Source organism: Nonomuraea sp. MTCD27, assembly GCF_041950495.1.
Taxonomy (GTDB): Bacteria; Actinomycetota; Actinomycetes; order Streptosporangiales; family Streptosporangiaceae; genus Nonomuraea.
This window is the reverse complement of the sequence record NZ_JBGNUW010000011.1, coordinates 326,994-348,119: the sequence shown is the minus strand read 5'-3', so window position 1 is coordinate 348,119 and position 21,126 is coordinate 326,994. Positions and strand designations below refer to the sequence as shown.

The 21,126-nt window shown below is 72.6% G+C and carries 22 protein-coding genes; 6 read left to right on the top strand and 16 right to left on the bottom strand.

The features are described 5' to 3' along the window. Window positions 1-5 precede the first annotated feature (5 nt). Window positions 6-620, bottom strand: a complete 615-nt coding sequence (locus tag ACBJ59_RS31355; protein WP_375113808.1) for a TetR/AcrR family transcriptional regulator — start codon at window positions 618-620, stop codon at window positions 6-8. Between the two features lie 204 nt (window positions 621-824). Here ACBJ59_RS31355 and ACBJ59_RS31350 point away from each other — a divergent pair, with 204 nt between their 5' ends. The 3 genes from ACBJ59_RS31350 to ACBJ59_RS31340 all read left to right on the top strand — a co-directional run bounded on the left by ACBJ59_RS31350 (window position 825) and on the right by ACBJ59_RS31340 (window position 3,749). After that, complete coding sequence (locus tag ACBJ59_RS31350; protein ID WP_375113807.1) at window positions 825-1,493, top strand: LmbU family transcriptional regulator; 669 nt, start codon at window positions 825-827, stop codon at window positions 1,491-1,493. Window positions 1,494-1,662: 169 nt separating this feature from the next. After that, window positions 1,663-3,108: an acyl-CoA carboxylase subunit beta gene (locus ACBJ59_RS31345; protein WP_375113806.1), complete on the top strand. Its 1,446-nt coding sequence runs from the start codon at window positions 1,663-1,665 to the stop codon at window positions 3,106-3,108. Window positions 3,109-3,119: 11 nt separating this feature from the next. Beyond that, entirely contained in the window at window positions 3,120-3,749 is a 630-nt protein-coding gene (locus tag ACBJ59_RS31340; RefSeq protein ID WP_375113805.1) for a DNA-binding response regulator, read from the top strand. A 10-nt stretch (window positions 3,750-3,759) separates the two neighbouring features. Here ACBJ59_RS31340 and ACBJ59_RS31335 read toward each other — a convergent pair whose 3' ends face one another. Genes ACBJ59_RS31335 through ACBJ59_RS31310 form a run of 6 tightly spaced genes read right to left on the bottom strand, consistent with a single transcriptional unit; the run spans window position 3,760 to window position 9,239 of the window. Next, on the bottom strand, window positions 3,760-4,257 hold the full coding sequence (locus ACBJ59_RS31335) for a flavin reductase family protein (protein WP_375113804.1): 498 nt from the start codon (window positions 4,255-4,257) through the stop codon (window positions 3,760-3,762). Between the two features lie 12 nt (window positions 4,258-4,269). Then, on the bottom strand, window positions 4,270-5,556 hold the full coding sequence (locus tag ACBJ59_RS31330) for an activator-dependent family glycosyltransferase (protein WP_375113803.1): 1,287 nt from the start codon (window positions 5,554-5,556) through the stop codon (window positions 4,270-4,272). 2 nt (window positions 5,557-5,558) lie between these two features. Continuing rightward, entirely contained in the window at window positions 5,559-6,845 is a 1,287-nt protein-coding gene (locus ACBJ59_RS31325) for a P450-derived glycosyltransferase activator (RefSeq protein WP_375113802.1), read from the bottom strand. After that, window positions 6,842-7,765, bottom strand: coding sequence for an alpha/beta fold hydrolase (locus ACBJ59_RS31320; protein ID WP_375113801.1), 924 nt, complete (start codon window positions 7,763-7,765; stop codon window positions 6,842-6,844). Before ACBJ59_RS31320 ends, ACBJ59_RS31325 begins: the two co-directional genes overlap by 4 nt. Beyond that, window positions 7,762-8,802 (bottom strand): methyltransferase, encoded by a 1,041-nt coding sequence (locus ACBJ59_RS31315; RefSeq protein ID WP_375113800.1) that lies wholly within the window; start codon window positions 8,800-8,802, stop codon window positions 7,762-7,764. Before ACBJ59_RS31315 ends, ACBJ59_RS31320 begins: the two co-directional genes overlap by 4 nt. Continuing rightward, the gene (locus ACBJ59_RS31310; RefSeq protein WP_375113799.1) at window positions 8,802-9,239 is read right to left on the bottom strand and encodes a SnoaL/DnrD family polyketide biosynthesis methyl ester cyclase; all 438 of its coding nucleotides are present in this window, start codon (window positions 9,237-9,239) and stop codon (window positions 8,802-8,804) included. The genes ACBJ59_RS31315 and ACBJ59_RS31310 overlap by 1 nt, the downstream gene beginning before the upstream one ends. A 121-nt stretch (window positions 9,240-9,360) precedes the next feature. On the opposite strand from ACBJ59_RS31310, the gene ACBJ59_RS31305 reads away from it, so the two are divergent. Next, window positions 9,361-10,221, top strand: coding sequence for a methyltransferase domain-containing protein (locus tag ACBJ59_RS31305; RefSeq protein WP_375113798.1), 861 nt, complete (start codon window positions 9,361-9,363; stop codon window positions 10,219-10,221). Here the strand turns inward: ACBJ59_RS31305 and ACBJ59_RS31300 are convergent. The 5 genes from ACBJ59_RS31300 to ACBJ59_RS31280 are packed head-to-tail and all read right to left on the bottom strand — an operon-like array spanning window position 10,150 to window position 15,138. Next, complete coding sequence (locus ACBJ59_RS31300; RefSeq protein ID WP_375113797.1) at window positions 10,150-11,265, bottom strand: acyltransferase domain-containing protein; 1,116 nt, start codon at window positions 11,263-11,265, stop codon at window positions 10,150-10,152. The two genes, ACBJ59_RS31305 and ACBJ59_RS31300, sit on opposite strands and share 72 nt — an antisense overlap. Window position 11,266: 1 nt before the next feature. Further along, on the bottom strand, window positions 11,267-12,295 hold the full coding sequence (locus tag ACBJ59_RS31295; protein WP_375113796.1) for a ketoacyl-ACP synthase III family protein: 1,029 nt from the start codon (window positions 12,293-12,295) through the stop codon (window positions 11,267-11,269). Then, window positions 12,292-13,485 (bottom strand): ketosynthase chain-length factor, encoded by a 1,194-nt coding sequence (locus tag ACBJ59_RS31290; protein ID WP_375113795.1) that lies wholly within the window; start codon window positions 13,483-13,485, stop codon window positions 12,292-12,294. Before ACBJ59_RS31290 ends, ACBJ59_RS31295 begins: the two co-directional genes overlap by 4 nt. 4 nt (window positions 13,486-13,489) lie before the next feature. Continuing rightward, window positions 13,490-14,824, bottom strand: a complete 1,335-nt coding sequence (locus ACBJ59_RS31285) for a beta-ketoacyl-[acyl-carrier-protein] synthase family protein (RefSeq protein WP_375113794.1) — start codon at window positions 14,822-14,824, stop codon at window positions 13,490-13,492. Then, window positions 14,821-15,138, bottom strand: a complete 318-nt coding sequence (locus ACBJ59_RS31280; protein WP_375113793.1) for an antibiotic biosynthesis monooxygenase family protein — start codon at window positions 15,136-15,138, stop codon at window positions 14,821-14,823. The genes ACBJ59_RS31285 and ACBJ59_RS31280 overlap by 4 nt, the downstream gene beginning before the upstream one ends. Window positions 15,139-15,273: 135 nt before the next feature. On the opposite strand from ACBJ59_RS31280, the gene ACBJ59_RS31275 reads away from it, so the two are divergent. Together ACBJ59_RS31275 and ACBJ59_RS31270 are read left to right on the top strand one after the other, a co-directional pair. Continuing rightward, window positions 15,274-16,056: an SDR family NAD(P)-dependent oxidoreductase gene (locus ACBJ59_RS31275; protein ID WP_375113792.1), complete on the top strand. Its 783-nt coding sequence runs from the start codon at window positions 15,274-15,276 to the stop codon at window positions 16,054-16,056. 16 nt (window positions 16,057-16,072) lie between these two features. Further along, a complete protein-coding gene (locus ACBJ59_RS31270; protein ID WP_375113791.1) occupies window positions 16,073-17,023 on the top strand; it encodes an aromatase/cyclase in 951 nt (316 codons plus the stop codon). A gap of 80 nt (window positions 17,024-17,103) precedes the next feature. Here ACBJ59_RS31270 and ACBJ59_RS31265 read toward each other — a convergent pair whose 3' ends face one another. Genes ACBJ59_RS31265 through ACBJ59_RS31250 form a run of 4 tightly spaced genes read right to left on the bottom strand, consistent with a single transcriptional unit; the run spans window position 17,104 to window position 21,003 of the window. Next, window positions 17,104-17,847, bottom strand: a complete 744-nt coding sequence (locus ACBJ59_RS31265; protein WP_375113790.1) for an SDR family NAD(P)-dependent oxidoreductase — start codon at window positions 17,845-17,847, stop codon at window positions 17,104-17,106. Window positions 17,848-17,857: 10 nt separating this feature from the next. Then, window positions 17,858-19,141 carry an activator-dependent family glycosyltransferase gene (locus ACBJ59_RS31260; protein WP_375113789.1) on the bottom strand — a complete coding sequence of 428 codons (1,284 nt, stop codon included), beginning with the start codon at window positions 19,139-19,141 and terminating at the stop codon, window positions 17,858-17,860. Between the two features lie 6 nt (window positions 19,142-19,147). Further along, entirely contained in the window at window positions 19,148-20,599 is a 1,452-nt protein-coding gene (locus ACBJ59_RS31255) for an NDP-hexose 2,3-dehydratase family protein (RefSeq protein ID WP_375113788.1), read from the bottom strand. After that, window positions 20,596-21,003, bottom strand: coding sequence for a nuclear transport factor 2 family protein (locus ACBJ59_RS31250; protein WP_375113787.1), 408 nt, complete (start codon window positions 21,001-21,003; stop codon window positions 20,596-20,598). The genes ACBJ59_RS31255 and ACBJ59_RS31250 overlap by 4 nt, the downstream gene beginning before the upstream one ends. Between the last annotated feature and the right edge of the window lie 123 nt (window positions 21,004-21,126).

The window sequence follows — 21,126 nt, the reverse complement described above, 5'->3', positions numbered from 1 at the left end:
CGCCCTCACCTCCTGGAGATCAGGACGTCGATGCCGTCCAGGACGCGGGCGAGGGCGAACTCGAAGGAGCGGCACGGATGGCCCGGCCGCTCCGCGTCGTGGCCGGCCATGCCGTGCACCAGTCCGTCGATCAGCGTCAGGACGGCGTCCATCTCCAGGTCGGTCAGGCCGATGCCGTCGATCGCGCGTAGCTCGTGGTCGTACTTGGCCAGCGCGTTCGGACCCAGCGCCGGCCGGCTGGTGGCGACCCGCAGGAGCCAGGGGTGGCGGAGGTGCAGCTCCCGGTTCTCCCTGGCGATCCGGGCCAGGCGGGCCCGCCAGCCGCCCCCGGCCCCGCTCCGGTGCGCCTCGCCGTAGACGAGGTCGAGCATCACGTCGAACAGCTCGGCCTTGCCCGGCACGTACGTGTAGAGCGACATCGTGCCCACGCCCAGGCGCTCGGCCACGCGGCGCATGGACAGGGCGTCCAGGCCCTCCTCGTCCGCCACCTCGATCGCGGCGCGGGCGATGCGGCCGACGCTCAGCTCGGACCTCCCCCTGCGCCCGACCGGCTCGGCCGTGCGCCACAGCAGCGCCAGCGTGCGCGCGGGGTCACCGCTTCCGGTGTACTCGAAAGTCACTCGATGGTCATCGCCTTCACCGCCAGGAACAGAGAAAGCCGCGCCGGACGGGGCCGGCCACGGCCGCGCGACCAGCGACTGTCACTGTTCGCATCGACGCGTGCGGATCGTGATATTCGCCTGCGGGCATGTGATGCCGTCATGGGGGTACGGGCCGCGGGGAAACGTGCGGCGACATTCCTCGCTAGGGAGAAACTAACCTCCATGGATTCGAGTTTCAACAATCAGCCGGGGAATCAGGACGGCTTGCCGCGTCCGGCCGGCTCCCCCAATGGCATCGGGCCGGGACGGCGGCCCGGCCGAGGGCCGCTCGGAATGGACGCCGGTATCCAGGCCGGAACCGTCGAGCTGCGCATTCCCACGGGGCTGACCCTCGAATCCTGGGGCCGGATCGGACGGCACCTGAAACGGATCACCGATTCGTCGGCGTGGTGGCTGGGGGATTGGCTGTTGTACGGGGAACGGGCTTTCCCCGACCGCTACCGGGTGGTGATCGAGGAGACCGCCCTCGACTACCAGACATTGCGCAACTACGCGTGGGTGGCGCGGAAATTCCCGGTGTCCCGTCGACGGGACACGCTCAGCCTCCAGCACCACGCCGAGACAGCCTCCCTGCCGGAGCCGGACCAGGACGACTGGCTGGCCCGCGCGGAAAAGGAGAAATGGTCGGTGAAACGTCTCCGCCGGGAGCTCCGAGAACGCCGGAGATTACGCGGGCGCGGCGAGCGGAATCCCGCACAGGTGGTCATCCCGCTGGATTCCGAGCGCGCCGAACGCTGGTCGCAGGCCGCCGAGGCGGCCGAGCTGCCGCTGGTCGACTGGATCGCGACGACCCTGGACGACGCCGCGACGGACGACGCCCCCGACCTCTAATCGGCGTCAAATGCCAATCAAATGCGCAGGCAGCGCTCCCGCGTATTTCACCGATGCCTGAATCGGCGCATTCATGTCGGTTGACATGCCCGAACGTGAATGTTTGTATTGCATTCCTGGAGATCAGAGAAATGCCCGGATAATTCACGGCGGCAATTTGGAGTATGTGATGACCTCAGTCGCGCAGCCGATTCGCGACATCGACGCCCACCGCCGCATCGACATGCTGGTCGACCCGGGCTCCTTTCTGGAATTCGGCAGCCGCGCGCGGCACCGGGTCACCGCCTTCGGCATGGAGGCCAAACGTCCCGTCGGCGACGGGGTCGTGACGGGGAACGCGACCGTGGGCGGCCGCCCGATCGGGCTGTTCGCCCAGGACTCGGCCGTGCTCGGCGGCTCTCTGGGAGAGATGCACGCCGCGAAGATCGTGGGAACCCTCCGGCGCGCGGAACGCGCCAGGATCCCGGTGGTGGGGCTGCTCGACTCCGGCGGCGCCCGCATCCAGGAAGGTCTGGCGGCGCTGGACGGCTACGGGGCCATCTTCCGGGCGAACGCCCAGCTCTCCGGCCGGGTGCCGCAGCTCAGCCTGATCCTCGGCAACTGCGCCGGGGGAGCGGTCTACTCGCCCGCGCTGACCGACGTGGTCATCATGCTGCGCGAGAGCGCGCACATGTTCCTCACCGGGCCGCAGGTCGTCAAGGCCGTCACCTTCGAGGACGTCACGCCGGGCGAGCTCGGCGGATCCGAGGTGCACGCGCGCCACTCGGGCGTGGTCCACCTGGTGGCGGACGACTCCGCGGCGGCGATGGACCTGGCCCGCCAGGTCCTGTCGTACCTGCCGGACTCGTGCTGGTCCGAGGTGCCCATGGGGGAGCCGGCCGGGCCGGGACCCCTTCCCGTGTTACCCGCCAACCCGCGCACCGCCTACGACGTCCGCCAGGTGATCGGCGGGATCGTGGACCGCGGCAGCTTCCTCGAACTGCAGGCGCGCTTCGCCCGCAACCTGGTCATCGGGTTCGCCCGCATCGAGGGCCGCTCCGTGGGCATCGTCGCCAACCAGCCGCAGGCCCTGGCCGGCGCCCTGGACATCTCGGCCTCGGAGAAGGGCGCGCGATTCGTCCGCCTCTGCGATGCGTTCGGAGTGCCGCTGGTGACCCTGGTCGACACCTCGGGCTTCCTGCCCGGCACCAAACAGGAGTCGAACGGCGTTATCCGCAAGGGCGCCAAGCTGCTGTACGCCTTCTCCGAGGCGACCGTGCCGCGGCTGACCGTGGTGCTGCGCAAGGCGTTCGGCGGGGCGTACATCGTGATGAACTCCAAGTCGCTGGGCGCCGACGCGGTCTTCTGCTGGCCGGGCGCCCAGATGGCCGTCATGGGCGTCGAGGGGGCGGTGGACATCGTCTATCGGCGCGAGCTGGGCCGGGATCCGTCCGCCCGCCAGGACCTGATGGCCTGTTACGAGCGCGAGGTGATGGCCCCTCACCTGCCCGCCGAGCGGCTGTCGGCCGACGAGATCATCGAGCCCGAGCAGACCAGGCCCGTCCTGGCCGCCACGCTGCGTACGCTGGCCAGCGCCGTACGCCCGCGCTTCCGACACGACAACCTCCCGCAGTGAAGGTCACCGACATGTCCGCCAGAAGAGACGACGTGATCCGAGTCATCATCGCCGAAGACATGGACATGCTCCGAGGCGCGCTGGTCGCCCTGCTGGACCTCGAGGCCGACATCGAGGTCGTCGGCGCGGGGCCCGCGAGCAAGGAGATCGTCGCCACGGCCAAGCACCAGAACCCGCAGGTCGCGGTCATCGACGCCGACATCCACGGCAGGGACGGCCTGGAGGCGGCGGTCGAGGTGAAGGAGAACCTGCCCGACTGCGAGACCCTGCTGCTCAGCAGCCTCGCCAAGCTCCCCACCGTGCGCCAGGCGCTGTCGGCGGGGCTGGGCGGGCTCATGCTGACGAAGTCGTCACCCGAGGAGCTGGCCGACGCCATCCGCCGGGTCGCGGCCGGCCACCGCGTCTTCGACACCGACGTCACCCTGGCCGCGTGGGGCTCCATCGGCTGCCCGCTGACCGAGCGCGAGCTTGAGGTCCTCCAGCTCACCGCGGAGGGCGACGAGGCCAAGGAGATCGCCGGCCGCCTCTACCTCTCCCCGGGGACCGTCCGCAACTACCTGACGGTCATCGTGAACAAGCTGAAGGCCCGCAACCGCATCGACGCCATCCGCATCGCCAGGGAATCCGGCTGGATCTACTGACCGGCCGGGCCTACCGGCCGTCCGGGGTGAACTGCCCGAAGCGTCCCCGGTGGTAGAGGAGCGGCTCCCCGCTCCCGGCGATCCGCGTGCCGGTGACCAGGCCGACGACCAGCACGTGGTCGCCGATGTCCGCGGTGGTGTACGGGGAGCAGGTCAGGTGCACGGCCACGCCGTCCAGCAGCGGGGTGCCCAGGTGGTCGGCGCGCCAGAGCGTCGGCGGGCCGAAGCGGTCGCCGTTCGCGCCGGCGAAACGGGCGGCCAGGTCCGCCTGGTCCCCGGCCAGCACGTTGACCGCGAACCGGTCCGCCTTGCGCAGCCACGGCCAGGTGGACGACGACTGGCCGATGTAGAACGACACCAGCGGCGGCCGCAGGCTGACCGAGGAGAACGAGGTGGCGGTCAGCCCGACCGGCACGTCCCCCACCGCGGCGGTGACGACCACCACCCCGGCCGCGTGCCCGGCCAGCGCCCGGCGGAACTGCTCCTCACTCACGTGTTCGCCGTTCATCAGCAGCCGTTCTCAGCAGGGGTGCGGGCTCATCCGGGTACGGCGATGCGCCACGGTCAGGTCCTCCAGCGCCGGCACCACGTCGTTCGGCGTGGGGCAGTCGAGCATCTCGTCTCGGATGCGGGCCGCGCCGTCCTGGAACGAGCTCTGCCCCAGCAGGTGGGCCAGGCTGTCCCGGACGCTGCACGCCTCGCGGGCCGGGCCGGGCGGCAGGTACATGCCGGCGCCCAGCTTCTCCATCTGCCGGGCGCGGTAGACGTCGTCCCACTGCCAGGCCAGGTTCAGCTGCGGCACGCCGTAGAAGGCCGCGCTCGCCCAGGTGCCCGCGCCTCCGTGGTGCAGCACCGCGGCGCAGTCCGGCAGCGCCACGTGCAGCGGGATGTTGTCCACCACGCGCACGTTGCCGGGCAGCGGGCGCAGGCCGTCGCTCTCCTTCACCGTCGCGATCACCTCGACGTCGAGCTCGGCGACCGACTCCAGCAGCTCGGCCACCGCGTCCAGCCCGGAGAAGCCGGTCGTGCGCGCGGTCATGCCCTGCGTGACGCACACCCGGGGCCGGTCCGGGTCGGACTGCGACCACGGCGGCACCACGGCGGGCAGCGGCCCGTTGTACGGGATGTACCTCATGGGCACCAGCGGCTGGTCCAGATCGAACCGCACGCTGGCGGGCATCTGGTCGATCGTCCACTGCCCGGTGACCACCTCGGGGCTGAACGAGCACCCGAAACGGCCGAGAGTCCAGGTCAGCCACTCGCGGATGGCGTCGTCCCGGCGCTCGGCGGGCTCCGGCGCCAGCAGGTGCAGGAACCGCTGGTACGCCTGAAGGAACAGGTCAGGCCCCCACAGCAGGCGGGCGTGCGCGGCCCCGGTGACGTGCGCCGCGACCGCCCCCGCGAAGGTGAACGGCTCCCAGATCACCAGGTCGGGCTCCCACCAGCGGGCGAAGCCGACCAGGTCGTCGATCATGGAGTCGTTGTTGATCTGGGAGTAGAAGGTGGCCGTGAGCATCGTGGTGGAGGCCTCGAGAAAGGCCAGGTCCAGGAGCTCGGAGCGGCCCTCCAGGTAGTCGGGGTTCTGGTGCAGGGCGAACACGCCGGGGGCGGCCGCCGCCATCACCTGCTCCACCTGATGGTCGCCGCCCACCGGCACGGCGGTGAGCCCCGCGCTGGTGATACTGTCCGCCAGCCTCGGCTGGCTGGCCACCCGGACCTCGTGCCCGGCGGTACGCAGCGCCCACGCCAGTGGCACCATCCCGTTGAAATGGGCGTCCATGGCGAAGGCCGTGATCAACACGCGCATCGTCATCCCCCTGTCGACATCGGCAGCTTCAGCACGGCCTGCACCACGGGCGAGCGCATGCGGTGCAGGAGCGCTCCGTCGGTCCTGAGGCCGGGCATCCGGGTGGCCACGCCCCGCACCGCCTCGGTCGCGATCAGCCGGGCCAGGGGCGCCACCAGCCCCTCGTACCCGCCGCCGGTCAGCGACAGGTTCAGCGCGTTCTTCCTGGCCGGGTCGAAGCGATCGGGGTCGGGGCCGGCCGAGGGGTCGCGGTTGGCGGCGTCCACCAGGATCACCACGTGGTCGTCGGCGTCGATCTCCTGACCCGCGATCGCGATCGGCTCCTGGGCGATCCGGCTGACGATGCGCACCGGCGGCGCCCACCGCAACGTCTCCTCGACGGCGTCGGCGGCCAGCCCGGGGTCCTGCCGCAGGGCCGCCCACCGGTCCGGGTGGCCGAGCAGCGCCACGACCGCGCCGGCCAGCGTGGCGGTGGCGATCCCGGCCCCCGCCACCAGGTACAGCAGGCAGACCTGGGCCACGTCGGCCCGGTCGTGGCCGGTCGCCAGCAGGGCGCTGACCGCGTCGTCCCGAGGGCCGGCCGCCCGCTCCTCGACCAGGTCACGCGCCAGCTCGCGGGCGCGGGCGGCGGCCTCCGCCAGCTCGCCGGCCACCGGGAGGCGGGGCGGGCAGAGCACGGAGTCGGGGGCGACGCCGAGCCGGGGCAGCAGCGTGGCCAGTTCGGCGGCCGCCGGGTCCGGGAAGCCCAGCACCGCGGCCAGGGCCGCCGCTACGGCGGGTCCGGCCAGGTCGGTGACCAGGTCGAAGCGGGGGCCGAGCGGGTCGAGCACGGTGGAGAGAGCGCGCCGGACGTCGGCGCGCCAGGACCCGGCGACGCGGGGGCCCAGCACCGGGTTGTTGAGCCGGGCGAGCCTGGCGTACTCGGCCAGCGGCAGCGTGAGCGGCGTGCCGCTCAGCGGGGTGACGTGGCAGGTCCGCCAGGTCTCCCACAGGTTCTCCCGCACGTGGTCCTGGCCCGCGCCCGGGTGGCCGGTGTCCAGCCGGGGCTCGCGCAGCAGCGCGGCGGCCACCTCGGCGTCGGCCGTGACCCAGGGGCCCAACTCGCTGCGGTACAGCGGGCCGCGCCGCCGGATCTCCTCGCCGATGGCGGCCGTGCCGTCGCCGTCCCCGTGCAGCAGCCGCGCGTAGGGGTCGCCGAGGGCGCCGAGCACGAAGTGGAAGCCGCGGATCGTCAGCAGGTGGCGGCCGAGCTCGCTCTCCGAGACGGGCGTCATCGTGGTGGTCGTCATCGTGGTGCTCCTCCCGTGATGACCTGATGGGCAGCTTGGTGGGTGTGCTCGCAGATCGCCGCGGCCAGGGGCAGGTGGACGGCGGAGGCGAGCGCGTGCCCCATCCCCGGCATGTCCCGTACGCGCGCCCCGGGGATCAGCTCGGCGACGTGGCGGGCGTGCGGCGGCGGCGCGGCCGGGTCGTGCACGGCCTGGATCGCCAGCGTGGGCACGGTCACGCCGGCCAGCTCCGCACCCCGCGAGACCGGCGGCTGGGCGATCAGGTGGTGCGTGATCGGCTCCTGGAACGTGCCCGCGTGCGCGATGGCCCGCAGCTCGCGGCGGCGGAACTCCTCGTCGTCGAACGGCAGGTCCGCGCCGTTGAGCAGCCGCCACTTCTCGACCCTGCGCTCCAGCTCGGCCTCCGCCCCGTCCACCGGCTGCGACATCAGCGCGATCACGTCGAGGAAGCGCTGGGTGGGCGGTGGCAGGCCGTCGGCGGACGGCCGGCCGGCGGTGGCGTGCTCGATGGCGGCGTCGAAGTCGACGTCCAGCGCGCCGCCGAGCATGACGGTGAGGCTGAGCAGCCGCCCGGGATGGTCGAGGGTGAGCAGCTGGCCGATGGTGTGGCCCAGCGACATGCCGACGACGTGCGCGGCGGCGACCTCCCACCCGTCCAGCACGGCGACCGCGTCCAGGACGAGCTCGTCGAAGGTGTAGGGGCGGCTCGCGAAGTCGACGCGGGACGAGCGGCCGGTGTCGCGGTGGTCGTAGCGGATGACGTGGTGCCCGCGCGCGGCGAGCAGCTCGACGAACTCGTCGGGCCAGGACATCGCCGACAGGTTGCCGCCCGCGACGAGCAGCATGGGCGGGTCGGCGGGGTCGCCGAAGCCCTCGCTCCACAGGGTGACGTCGCCGCTGGTGATCATGCGCGTGCTCATGGGGCCTCCCCGGCAGGAGCGAGAACGAGCAGGGACAGGTCGAAGGGGATGGTGGGGGAGGGCAGCCGGTGCACGGCCTCCACGTCCAGCCCGGCCCGCGCGGCCAGGTCCCACCAGGCGTCGCGGGTGCGCAGCCGGCCGCCGAGGAACACCAGCATCCGCAGGTCGAGCTCGGTGAACAGCTCGTTGCTCGAGCTCTCCTCCAGGTCGTCGCGCTCGTAGACGAGGATCCGGCCGCCCGGCTCCAGCGACTCGGCGCAACGTTCCAGGATGCGTACGGCCTCCTCGTCCGGCCAGTTGAGCAGCACGAACGACAGGATCATCACGTCGGCCGCGCAGGGCAGCGGCTTGAAGAAGTCGGCCTCGACGACCTCGACACGCTCGGTCAGCCCCTCCGCGGCCAGGTGCTCGCGGGCGGCGGCCGCGGTGCCGGGCAGCTCCACGACGGTCGCCGTGACGTGCGGGGCGAGGCGGGCGATGGCGGTCACGAACCCGCCGGTACCGCCGCCGACGTCGCACACGTGCCGGACCCCGCTCCAGTCGTAGGCCGCCGCGGGGGCGTCGTAGGCGACGTCCTGGTCGCAGGCCATCAGCGTGTCGAACGACTCGCGCAGGTCGGGCCGGTCCGCCAGGTCGTCGTAGAAGGTCTTGCCATAGAAGTCGGCATAGGTCGGGCGGCCGGTCTGGACGGCGTCGAGCAGCCGGACGAATCCGACGTCGGCTCTGGCCACGATCTGGTTCAGGTCGTGCCAGGCCCGCTGGGCGGCCGGGTGGTCGTCGGCGAGCAGCAGCCCCACCTCGGTCGGGGCCAGCCGGCCCGGCGCGCTCTCCTGGAGCACGCCGATCGCCACCAGGTGGCGGACCAGCCGGGCCAGCGCGTCGGGGTCGGTGCCGGTCCGCTCCGCCAGCTCTCCCGCGCTGGTGGCGCCGGCCCGGATGTGGTCGACCAGGCGCAGCGTGGCCGCCACCCGCACCGCCATCGGGGTGTGCAGACTGCCCAGGCGGATCAGGGTCCTGAGCGCTTCGAGGTCCTTCATCAGGGTCGCCAGCCGCCGTTCTCCGGCCAGGGCTCGCCCAGTTGCCGGTACGTGCCCAGGTAGTCGGGCCAGTCGCGGTGGTCGCGGATCTTGCCGTCGACGATCCGGATCAGGTGGATCTGCTCGCCGGAGAAGCGGCGGCCGGTCGCCGGCATGCCGACGAGGTCGCCGACGTGGCGGCCGTAGAGGACGAGCTTGGCGCGCACCCATTCGCCGTTCTCCTCGTAGCCGACCTCCTCCAGGTGCGCCTCGGGGGAGAAGGCGTACTTCAGCCATTTGACCGCGCCGGCGAACGCCTCCGGGCCGCGCGCGTCGGGGTAGTGCTCCAGGGCGCCGGGGTTGAGATATTCGGGGTGAATGTACTCCGCGACATCGCCGGTTTCACCGGTGTTGTAGGCGTTGACCATGCGGCGGACGGTGGCGATCTGCTGACTCATCACTTACTCCGCTCCAATGGGGAAATCTCCCTTTGATTATTTGCGCCCGGTGTTCGTTCGGACAATGTGACTACACCCGTTCTCAACCGGTTCTCCAGGGCTGCTCGAATACTGGGTATGCGTGGACACATCGACGTACAAACAACAGATCGCAACCGTCTTTCACGCCGCGGCGGCGAAGTACGACAAGATGGGGGTCGAGTTCTTCACCCCCATGGGCCGGCGGCTGGTCGAGCTGGCCGCGCCCGCCCCCGGCGAACGCGTGCTGGACGTCGGATGCGGCCGGGGAGCCAGCCTCTTCCCGGCCGCGGAGAAGGTCGGCCCGAGCGGTCACGTGCTGGGCATCGACCTGGCCCCCGCCATGGTGGCCGAGGTGCGCGAGGAGATCGAGACCCGCGCCCTGGGCAACACCGAGGCGCGGGTGATGGACGGAGAAAGGCCGGAGCTGCCCGCCCGGTCCTTCGACGTCGTGCAGGGCGGCTACAGCATCATTTTCCTGCCGGACGCCCCGGCGGCGCTCTCGCGATATGCCGGGCTAATCGCCGACGGCGGGCGGCTGGCTTTCACCAGCCCCGTCTTCAGAACCGGGGAATTTCCGTTCCTGCCCCCCGAGTTCACCCCGCTCATTTCTCCCGAGCTGCTCCGGCACCTGCCGCCGGAATGGCAGCCGGAATCGCTGGTGCGCCGTTTCAACAGCTGGCTCGAGCATCCGGCGGACCTGGCGGCGACGCTGGAGCGGGCGGGCTTCGGCGAGGTCGTCGTGCTGGACGAGCCGGTACGGATGACCGCCGCCACGGCCGAGCAGTGGGTCGACTGGTCGCACACCCAGGGCATGCGGCTGCTGTGGCAGCACCTGCCGGAGCCTCAGGCCGCCGAGCTGCGCGAGCGCCTCATCGCCGGGCTCGACGCGCTACGCCAGGGGAGCGGGCCGCTGGTCATCGACGTGCCGGTCCGCTTCGTCACGGCCCGCGTCGCCCGGTAGAGCTTCGTCACGGCCCGCGTCGCCCGGTAGAGCTTCGTCACGGCCCGCGTCGCCCGGTAGAGCGGTGAGCGCGGTCGCGAACGCCGCTCTGTCAGCCGCCCTGCCCGCCTCCGGGTTCGCCTCCGGGCCACCCGCCCGGGCGGGCAGCAGCGGCACCACCCTGCCCGGCCCCTTGCGCACGGCCCGGTGCCGCCGCGCGATCGTGCTCAGCCCCTGCCCGGGGCCGGCCTCGACACAGACCACGCCGTCCTCCGGGGAGCCGGTGGACAGGATCTCGTCGAGCGCCGGCCAGAACCGCACCGGCGCGACCGGGTGCCGGGCCCAGTAGCCGGGATCGGCCGCCAGCTCCAGCGTCATCGGCCGGGCCGCGTACCCGGAGTACAGGGGGATCCGCGGCGCGCCCACCGGCGTGCCGGCGAAGCTCTCCACGGCCGGTGGGACGGTGGCCGCGAGCGAGGGGCTGTGGAAGGCGATCAGGGTGGGCACGGGGGCGCAGGTGAAACCCTCCGCCCGCAGCGCACGCTCCACCTCGGCCAGCGGTTCGCTGGGCCCGGCCACGATCGTCTGCCGCGGCGCGTTCTCCGCCGCCACCACGACGTCCTCGGTCAGCAGGCCCTCCAGCGCCGCCACCCCGGCCGAGACCGCCAGCATGCCGCCGGGCGGCGAGGCCGCCAGCAGCCGGACCCGCTGGCGTACCAGGGCCACCGCGTCGGCCAGGGTGAAGACCCCGGCGAGCACGGCGGCGGCCATCTCGCCGATGCTGTGCCCCAGCATCACCCAGGGCCGCACCCCGCGCTCCAGCAGGGTCCTGCCGAGCGCGTAGTCGATGGCGAACAGCAGCGGCTGCGAACGGGTGACGTGGTCCAGCGGCACCCGCGGGCGCTCGCTCAGCCAGTCGCGGCGCAACTCGGCGCCCGCCTCGCCGAAGGCCGCGAACACCTCGTCCATCGCGGCGGTGAACCCGGGCTCCTCGCCGTACAGCCCCCACGCCATCCGCGGGTGCTGGGACCCCTGCCCGGGGAACATCAGCAGGACCGCTTCCATGTCAGGACCTCTCCTCCTCCGGCGCCCACGAGGGGCGGCTCAGCATCTCCACGACCGCGCAGGACCAGGTGAAGCCGGCACCGACGCCGGCCAGCAGGCACAGCCGGCCCGGCCGGAGCGCGCCGGTCGACACCAGGCGGTCGAGCCCGGCGATCGGGTCCCCGGCGCCCAGATGCCCGACGTGCCTGCTCCACGGCCAGGTGGTGCGCTCGGGCTCGATGCCGAACCCGGTGAAGTAGGCGGCCTTGAGCCGGCGCAGGCCCAGGTGGGGCAGCGCGAACCAGTCGATGTCGGCCAGCTCCGCGCCCGCCGCGTCCAGCGCGCCGTACAGGGCGGCCTCCTGGCCGGCGCGCACCTTCGCGGCCGTCGGCGCGGTGCCGATCTCGCGTACGTAGTTGCGCTTGTGCAGGCCGAGGTCGACGGTGGGCTGCTCGTCCGGCGACGGGTCCCCGTACGGGTCACCGCCCCTGTGCATGCCCTCCAGCGCGGGGTCGGAGACCGTCGTCAGGCTGCGCAGCCGGGCGAACCCGGCCGAGCGCGACAGCACCAGAGCCGTGCCGCCGTCGGCGTAGACCGTGCCCGGGTCGCTGCGCCAGCGGTCGAAGCCCGGCGGGGTCATCCGGTCGCCCGTCGTGATGAGCGCGCCCGTGCCCGGGTAGCGCCGGACCAACTCCAGCGCGGCCATCCCGCCGTTGGAGACCTGCCTGACCTCCATCGCGGGGCAGGAGTTGCCGACCGCGACCCGCTGCACGTAGGAGGCCGGCGCCCAGAGGTGGTGCCCCTGGAAGTACAGGCTCGCGTGCAGGACCAGGTCGATGTCGGCCGGGCCCGCCCCCGCCCGGTCGAGCGCGGTACGGGCGGCGCGGGCGGCCATCTCGGGCCCCGTCTCCTTGCCGGCGGTGGCCACCGCGGCCATGCCCGTCGAGGACGCCAGAGCGGCCTCGCACTCGCCCGCCGCCAGCGCCTCCCGTACCGGCACGGCGGGCGGCAGCCAGGTCCCGCAGCCGGAGATGTACAGCTCGCCGCTCATGCGCGCACGACCATCGCGCTGTTGAACCCGCCGAACCCTCTGGCCACCACCAGCGCGGCGGTGCCCGAAGCCGGCCGGGGCGCGCCGAGCACGAGGTCGACGGGCAGCTCCGGGTCGACGTCCGTCACGTTCGCGGTCGGCGGCACCACCCCGTCGCGCAGCGCGAGCAGCGCGGTGAGGATGTCCAGCGGCCCGGCCCCCGAGTACAGCCGCCCGGTCAGCGTCTTGGGGGCGGTCACCGGGACCCCGCGCGGCCCGAACACCGCCGCCAGCGCCTCCGCCTCCGCCGCGTCGAGCTCGGGCACGGCGGCGGCGTCGGCGATCACCATCGCCACCTCGGCCGGCGTCACGTCCGCGTCGCTGAGGGCCGTCTCGATGGCCCTGACCAGGGTGGACGGGCGTCCCGAGCCCGGCGGGGGGTCGAAGCTGGCGCCGTACCCGGCGATCCGGCCGTACCCGCGCCGGTCCTGCCCATCCGCCTCTTCCAGGGTGAACATCGCGCCGCCCTCGCCGGGCACGTGGCCCCGCGCGCGGCGATCGAACGGGAGGTAGGCCGTCGCCGGGTCGGAGCCCGTGCTCAACCGGCCGGAGCGCACCTGGGCGGCCAGGCCGTACGGGCAGAGGGAGGAGTCCATGCCGCCGGTCACCATCAGCCGCGCGCCCGCGACGATCTTGCGCCGGGCGTGCGCGACCGCGTCCAGGCCGCCCGCCTGCTCCGTCACGAGCACGCCGACGGGCCCGCGCAGGCCGTGCCTGATCGAGATCTGGCCGGTGTTGACCGCGTAGAACCAGGCGAACGACATGTACGCGCTGACGTGGTCGGGCCCCTCGCTCCACAAGTGCTGCAGCTCGCGCTGGCCGAAGTCGAAGCCGCCCGAGGCGCTGGCGGTGATCACCCCCATGTCCAGCGGCGCGTCCGGTTCGACCCCGGACTCCTCGATCGCCCGTCCGGCGGCGAACAGCGCGTACCGCGTCATGGGGTCGGTCTGCGGCAGCAGCCGACCGGGCAGGTGCTCCTTGGCCACGAACGCGTCCACCTGCCCGCTCAGCGGCGCGGGCGAGGCGACCGGGCCGGTGGCGGTCGTGGGCCGGATCCCGCTGCGGCCGCTCAGCACGGCCGTCCAGTAGTCGCCGGGGCTGAGCCCGTTGGGGGCGACCACGCCCGCCCCCGTCACCATCACGTCGGTCATCGGCTCACCCCTCGAACTCGCGCAGCACCATGGCGCTCTGGAAACCGCCGAACCCGCTGCCCACGGTCAGCGCCGTGCCGACCGGCTGCTCCCGCGCGGTCACCGGCACGTAGTCCAGGTCCAGCTCGGGGTCGGGCTCGCGCAGGTTCGCGGTGGGCGGGATCGCGTCATGGGCCACGGCCAGCGCGTTGGCCGCCACCTCCAGCGAGCCGATCCCGCCCAGGGAATGGCCGATCATGGACTTGATCGAGCTGATCGGCACCCGGTAGGCGTCCGCGCCGAGCGCCCGCTTGAACGCGGCGGTCTCGTGGCGGTCGTTCTGCTTGGTGGCCGTGCCGTGCGCGTTGACGTAGGAGATCTCGGAGGGGTCGCAGCGGGCCTCGTCCAGCGCCGCGGTGATCGCCGCGGCCATCTCCGCGCCGTCGGGCCGCAGGCCGGTCATGTGGTACGCGTTGCTGCGCGAGGCGTACCCGGCGATCTCGGCGTAGACGCGTGCGCCCCGCCGCCTGGCCGACTCGGCCTCCTCCAGCACGAGGATCGCGCCGCCCTCGCCCAGCACGAACCCGTTGCGGGTGCGGTCGAAGGGCCGCGAGGCGGTGGCCGGGTCGTCGTTGTAGCTGGAGGTGGCCTTGATCGCGTCGAAGCAGGCGACGGTGATGGGCGCGATCGGCGCGTCGGTGCCGCCCGCGATCATCACGTCCACCGTGCCCTCGCGGATCAGCTCGGCCGCGTAGCCGACCGCGTCGATGCCCGAGGTGCACCCCGCCGACACGATCGACACCGGCCCCTCCGCGCCGGCCGCCCAGGCCAGCTCGGCCGCCATGGAGCTGGGCACGAAATAGTCGTAGAGGTGGCTGGAGGCCCGGGTGTGGTCGACCTCCCAGGTCGCGCCGCCGCCGCTGATGGCCACGTACTCGGACTCCAGCTTCTGCGTGCAGCCGACGGCGCTGCCGAGCGCCACCCCGGCCCGGTGCGCGGCGGCCTCGTCGATGCGCAGCCCCGCGTCGGCCACCGCCTCGCGGCAGCCGACCACGGCGAACTGGGCCGCCCGGTCCAGCCGGTCGGCGTCCTGCGCGGACAGCCCGGCCAGCTCGGGGTCGAAGTCGCACTCGGCGGCGATCTGGGAACGGAACGGCGACGGGTCGAACGTGCTGATCGTCCGGGTGGCGGTGGCGCCGGACAGCAGGAAGTCCCAGAACGGCTTGACCCCGATGCCTCCCGGGGCGACCACGCCGAGCCCCGTGATCACCACGCGCCTCCCCGCGCCGGCCCCGTTCGCCCCGGCTCCGTTCGTACGGGCTCCGTTCGTACTGGCCCCGTTCCCGCCGGCCCTGGTCATGCCGGCTCCGTGACGGCGGTGCGCGTCTGGCGCGTCTCGTACAGGGCGGGCTCGCTGGTGGCCAGCTCGCGCAGCGCGGCGGCGTGCGGCCCGAAGCCGGGATGCGCCACCGCGGCCCGGAACGCCTGCGCGTCCCGCCAGGCCGCCACGTTCACGTAGCGGCCGTCCTTGTCCGATTCGAGGGGCCGCAGCAGCATGTGCCACAGAAAGCCCGGTTGCTCGGCCATGAACTCCGACGTGGCGGCGAACACTCGCTCGAACTCCTCCGCCGGCGCATGCAGCAGGAACCTGTTCACGAAAGTGACGTGTGGCATTCGTGCTCCTCGGTCGACAGCGTTGTCCGTTCAGCACGACGCTGCGCCACGGCTCTTGGGGCGCGCTCGAACTCAGGTCGTCCACCGCCATTCGAGCGGGCGGTGCGACTCTGGCGCCGACCGAAGGGAGAACTCATGTCCGACCAAGGCCCCCACGCGCTGGTCACCGGCGGTACCAGCGGCATCGGTCTGGCCATCGTCCGCGCCCTCGGAGGTGACGGCGCCCGGGTGTTCCTCTGCGCGCGGGACGCCGACGCGGTCGCGCTGACCGTCAAGCAACTGCGCGAGTCCGGGATGGACGTCGACGGGACCGCCTGCGACGTGCGCGACCCCGCCGCGATCGAGGAGCTGGTCCGCGCCGCGCGCGACCGCTACGGCCCGATCGACATCCTGGTCAACAACGCCGGCCGCGGCGGCGGCGGAGCCACCGCCGAGATCGCCGACGAGCTGTGGCTCGACGTCATCGAGACCAACCTCAACGGCGCCTTCCGGGTGACCAGGGCGGCACTCACCACCGGCGGCATGCTGGAGCACGGTCGGGGGCGCATCGTCAACATCGCCTCGACGGGGGGCAAGCAGGGGGTCGTGCTGGCCGCGCCGTACTCGGCGTCCAAGCACGGGGTCGTCGGCCTGACCAAGGCGCTGGGGCTGGAGCTGGCCAAGACGAACATCACGGTCAACGCCGTCTGCCCCGGCTACGTCGAGACGCCGATGGCGCAGGGGGTGCGCCAGCGGTACGCGGCCTTCTGGGGGACCACGGAGGAGGAGGTGCTCGCCCGGTTCGAGAACAAGATCCCGCTCGGCCGCTACTCCACGCCCGAGGAGGTCGCCGGGATGGTGCGCTACCTGGTCTCGGACACGGCCGCGTCGATCACCGCGCAGGCGATCAACGTCTGCGGCGGACTAGGGAACTACTGAGAGACCGGAGAGATCCATGGCGACGTCAGCCATCCACGAGACCGAACATCAGATCACCGTCTCGGCCGAGCCGGCGGCGGTGTACGCGGTGCTCGCCGACGCGGGCACGTGGCCGGCCGTCTTCCCGCCCACCGTGCACGTCGAGCTGCTCTCGCACGACGACCACGAGGAACGCATCCGCATCTGGGCGACCGCCAACGGCAAGCCGAAGGGCTGGACGTCCCGGCGGGAGTTCGACCGCGAAAGGCTGCGCATCCGCTTCCGCCAGGAGAAGTCGTCGCACCCCGTGGCGGCGATGGGCGGGGAATGGATCGTCGAGCCCGGCAGCCGCGGGAGCACGCGGGTACGGCTGACGCACGACTTCCGCGCCGCCGACGACGACAGCGCGTCGGTGAGGTGGATCACCAACGCGGTCAACCGCAACAGCGAGGCCGAGCTGGCCGCCCTGCGCCGCGCCGTGGAGAGCCCCGGTGACCGGCTCATGACCTTCGAGGACTCCGTGACCGTGCGGGGATCGGCGGCCGGCGTCTACGAGTTCCTCCACCGCGCCGATCTGTGGCACGAGCGGCTGACCCACGTGGCCGCGATCACGGTGACCGAGGAGACGCCCAACCTGCAGCTCATGGAGATGGAGACGCGTTCGCGCGACGGGTCGACGCACACCACGACCTCGGTGCGGGTGTGCTTCCCCGATCACCTCATCGTCTACAAGCAGCTGCGCACCCCGCCCCTGCTGTCGCTGCACACCGGCCGGTGGACGGTGCGGCCGGACGGCGACAGGACCGTGGTGACCTCGGCGCACACGGTGGGCATCGCCGCCGACCGGGTCACCGACGTGCTCGGCGCGCAGGGAACCGTGGCGCAGGCCCGCGACCTGGCGCGCAAGGCGCTGAGCGGCAACAGCATGCTGACGCTGAACGCGGCCAAGGACTACGCCGAGAGCCGCGTCGGCGCGGGCCCACGCTGACGATCACGCGCTGACGACCACGTGACCGCCGGCGTGGGGCTCGCCGGCGGTCATGTGGCTGTCGATCATGTGACGGACGGTCATGTGACGGACAGGGCGCCGTCCACGGCGAGGACGGCGCCACTGGCGTACGCGGCCTCGGGGGAGGCGAGCTGGGTGATCCACCAGGCGACCTCCTCCGGCGTGCCGATCCGGCCGGTGGGCACCCGCGAGCGCATGCCGTCCAGGAAGGCGGCGTAGGCGGCCTCGGGCATCCCCGCCCGTACCCCGGCGGCGGTGTCGATCACTCCGGGCGCCACCCCGACCACGCGGATCCCGCGGGGGCCGAGCTCCACGGCCCACGACCTGGTCAGCAGGTCGAGCCCGGCCTTGGTGGCGCCGTACACCGCGTTGTCCGGCCAGGAGCGCAGCCCGAGGGCGCCGGCCGAGCCGATGTTGACCACCACCCCCTGGGCGGCGGTCAGCGGGCCGAGCAGCGCCTGGGTCAGCAGGATCGGCGCGACGAGGTTCGTGGCGACCTGCGCCTCGACCTGCGCCCGGCCGAGGCTGCCGAGCCCGCCGAAGATCCCGATCCCGGCGTTGTTGACCAGCACGTCGACCCGGCCGAAGCGCTCCATGGCCGCCGCGGCGACGCTCTCGGGGGCGCCGTCCGCGGTCAGGTCGGCCTCCAGCGGGTGAACGGTGTCGTACGGGGCGGCGGTCTCCTTGAGCGCGCCGGCGTCGCGGCCGACGATCAGGACGCCGCAGCCCTGCCCGGCGAAGGCGTGCGCGGTGGCGCGGCCGATGCCCGACCCACCACCGGTGACGATCACGGTCCGGTCCATCGATGTCTCCTCATCCTCGTCGCAACGCGGTCAGCCGTTCCAGTACCGGCACGATGTCGTTCGGGCTCGGCGTGCCCACCATCTCCGCCCGCATCCGCGCGGCTCCGGCCGCGTAGGCGGGATCGTCGAGCAGCGTGGTGATCCGCTCGCGCAGATGGTCGGGGGAGAGCTTCTCCTGGTCCTGGATGACCAGGCCGGCCCCGCTGGCGGTCAGCGCCAGCGACTTCTCCTTGGAGTCCCACATCAGGTCGGGCACGACGAGCTGCGGCACGCCGTGCGCCAGCGCGGTCATGAAGGTGCCCGAGCCGCCGTGGTGGATGATCCCGGCGCACGACGGCAGGAGCGCGTTGAGCGGGACGAAGTCGACCGCGCGCACGTTCCGCGGCATCGTGCCCAGCCGCTCCCGCAGCTCCGCGGGGAGCGCGGCGACGACCTCCACGTCCAGCCCGTCCACCGCGGCCATCAGGTCGCCCGCGGCCACGGTCCCGCCGTCCTCGACCTCGCCGAGCGAGACCCCCAGGGTCAGGCAGACCCTCCTGGGGTACGGGGGCTCCTCGCGCAGCCAGCCGGGCAGGGCGGAGCGCCCGTTGTAGGGCACGTACCGCACGTTCACGTAGTGCAGGCCGAGCGGCGCCCGCATGGAGGCCGGGGTCGGGTCGATCGTCCACTGGCCGCACACGAGCTCCTCGTCCCACTCGTCGAGGCGTACGCCCTGGCGGGCCAGCGACCAGACCAGCCACTCGGCCAGCGGGTCGTCCCGCAGCTCGGGGGGTCGCTCGTCGAGCAGCGCGCGGAAGGCCAGCCGGTTGCGGGCCATCTGGTCGGGGCCGAACAGCAGCCGCGCGTGCGCCGCGCCGACCGCCTTGGCCGCGACCGGTCCCGCCAGCGTCAGGGGATCCCAGACGACCAGGTCGGGCCGCCAGTCGCGGGCCAGCCGGACGAGGTCGTCGACCATCTGCTCGGAGCAGACGTTCTGGAAGACGAAGGCGGTCATCGCGCTGAACATGCCCAGCCCGCGCTCCCACGGGAAGGGATCGTGCCTGGAGTTGCTCATCGCCAGCCCGCCCAGGTTGCGGTCGCCGGCGAAGCTGGAGGTGGCCTGCTGGGTCTCGGGCTCCAGGTCGAGCTGCGGGCCGACGGCCACGGCGGTCAGGCCGGCGGCCGTGATCGTGTCGATCAGGTCGGGCTGGCTGGCCACGATCACCTCGTGGCCGGCCGTGCTCAGGGCCGAGGCCACGGTGACCTGGGCGTAGAAGTGGGAGGGTGCGGCGAACGTGGTGAACAGGACGCGCATCAGGACTCACCTTCTGACCTTGGCGGCGACGGACGGCGCGGACAGGCTCTGCAGGCAGGCCACCAGGCTGCGGGCCTGGACGTTCAGGTAGTTGCTGTGCTTCAGCAGGTCGGCCAGCTGGTGCAGGGGCATCCAGCGGTAGTCGGCGTCGTCGTCCACGTCCGCCTCGACGATCACGTACGTGTTGATCGCGTTGAGGAAGCGCCCGCCCTCCTCCGACAGCGCCACCGAGTAGCGCACCCGCTCGGCGGGGGCGTTCAGCACCACGTCCAGATACCGCGGCCGGGCCTGCGGCGGCAGCACGCGCAGGTTCTCCGGGGTGCACTGCACGGTGGGCGCGAGCTCCACCACGTTGACGTAGCCGGGCTCGACCCTGGCGTGCACCAGCGCGTGCAGCACCCCGTCGATGCGGCGGACGACGAAGGCCACGATCCCGTTGCCGCACGGCTCGATCATCGGCTGGCTCCAGCCGCTCACCTCGCGGGACCCGGTGGTCACGTCGACGCCGATCACGTCGAAGAACAGCCCGCTCTCGTGCGAGATCCGGCCCCCGGTCCGGTGCCAGTGCGGCATCCCGGCCAGCGGCACGACCTTGGCGCGCACCTCCGACTGCGCCCGGATGCCGGTGATCCAGCTCAGGATCTCCGGCATCGCGTGCAGGCTGCCCTCCGCGCCGCTGCACGAGCGCGTCAGCGCGAGGTGGAAGTCGTCCTCGGGGGCGTCGCTCAGCGGGTGCCGGTCGAGGCCGGTGAACGGCAGGCACGACAGCACCGTGCGGGCGTCCATGTTGATCAGGTTCGCCACGCCGAGCAGCTGGTGCAGCTGGCCGAAGGTGAGCCAGCGGAAGTTCTCGCCCACCGGCACGTCCTCGTCGACCTCCACGATCATGTTGCGGTTGCACTTCTGGTAGAACCACGCCCCCTGCTCCGACTGCAGCACGTCGGCCAGCACCCGGTGGCGGGCGCAGTCGCGGAAGTAGTCCAGGTAGGGGACGGCCTTGCCCCGGTGCACCCGCTGGAAGTTGCTCCGCGTGGCCTGGACCGTGGGCGACAGCTGCAGCCCGTTGGCGTTGCCGGGCTCGAACTTGGCCTGCATCAGGCAGTGCAGCACCCCGTCGAACTCCTTGACCAGGATGCCGAGGATGCCGATCTCGGGCTGCACGATGATCGGCTGGCTCCAGCGCGGCACGGGCGCGCCGGGAATGGTCACGTCGATGCCCGTGACGCGGAAGAACTTGCCGCTGTGGTGGCCGTAGTCGCCCGTACCCGGGTCGCGGCTCCAGCCCGGCAGCTCGTCGAGCGAGGCGCGTTCCACGTGGTGGGTGGTCTGCGCGGACCGCTCGGTGAACCAGGCCCAGAACTCCGCGGGCCAGCCGTCGGCCAGCATGGACCGGACGATGCGCTCCGTCAGCCGGCCGTCCGGCCGCGACCGGATCGAGTAACCCAGGTTCAGGCTCATGCCGGGTCGATCCCGTCCCGGGTGACCCGCCGGTGCTTGACGCGCCAGCCGTCCGCCGAGCCGACCAGCAGGTCGGTGCAGACGGTGCTGCGCCGCGGCACCACGTCGCCCCCGGCGGTGATCTCCAGCACCAGCGCGTAGCTGCGTGCCCTCAGCCCCTCGGGATGCGGGTCCACGGTCAGCATGCCGATCCAGTGCCTGCGGGTGACGTCGGCGTCGGCGAACTCCTTCGCCGTCTTGCGTGCGGCCTCGGCGATGTTGTCCGCCCCGCGGACCACCATGTCGCCGACCTCGAAGACGCCGTCGGCGGCGAACGTGCCGGCCCACTCGTCGGTGGCCCCGGAGTCCAGCAGCTGCATCTGGCGCGCGTAGAACTGCTGCGCCTCTTCATAGTGCGCATTCATGCGGCCACGATCGCCATTCCGGCTAGAGGGGCGCCTGACTTGTGATGGTCCATTGCCGTTCGAGCGTGATTGCACGGCCGGCGGCGAAGCTGAGCGCGGGCGGACCAAGAGGTCCGGGCATCG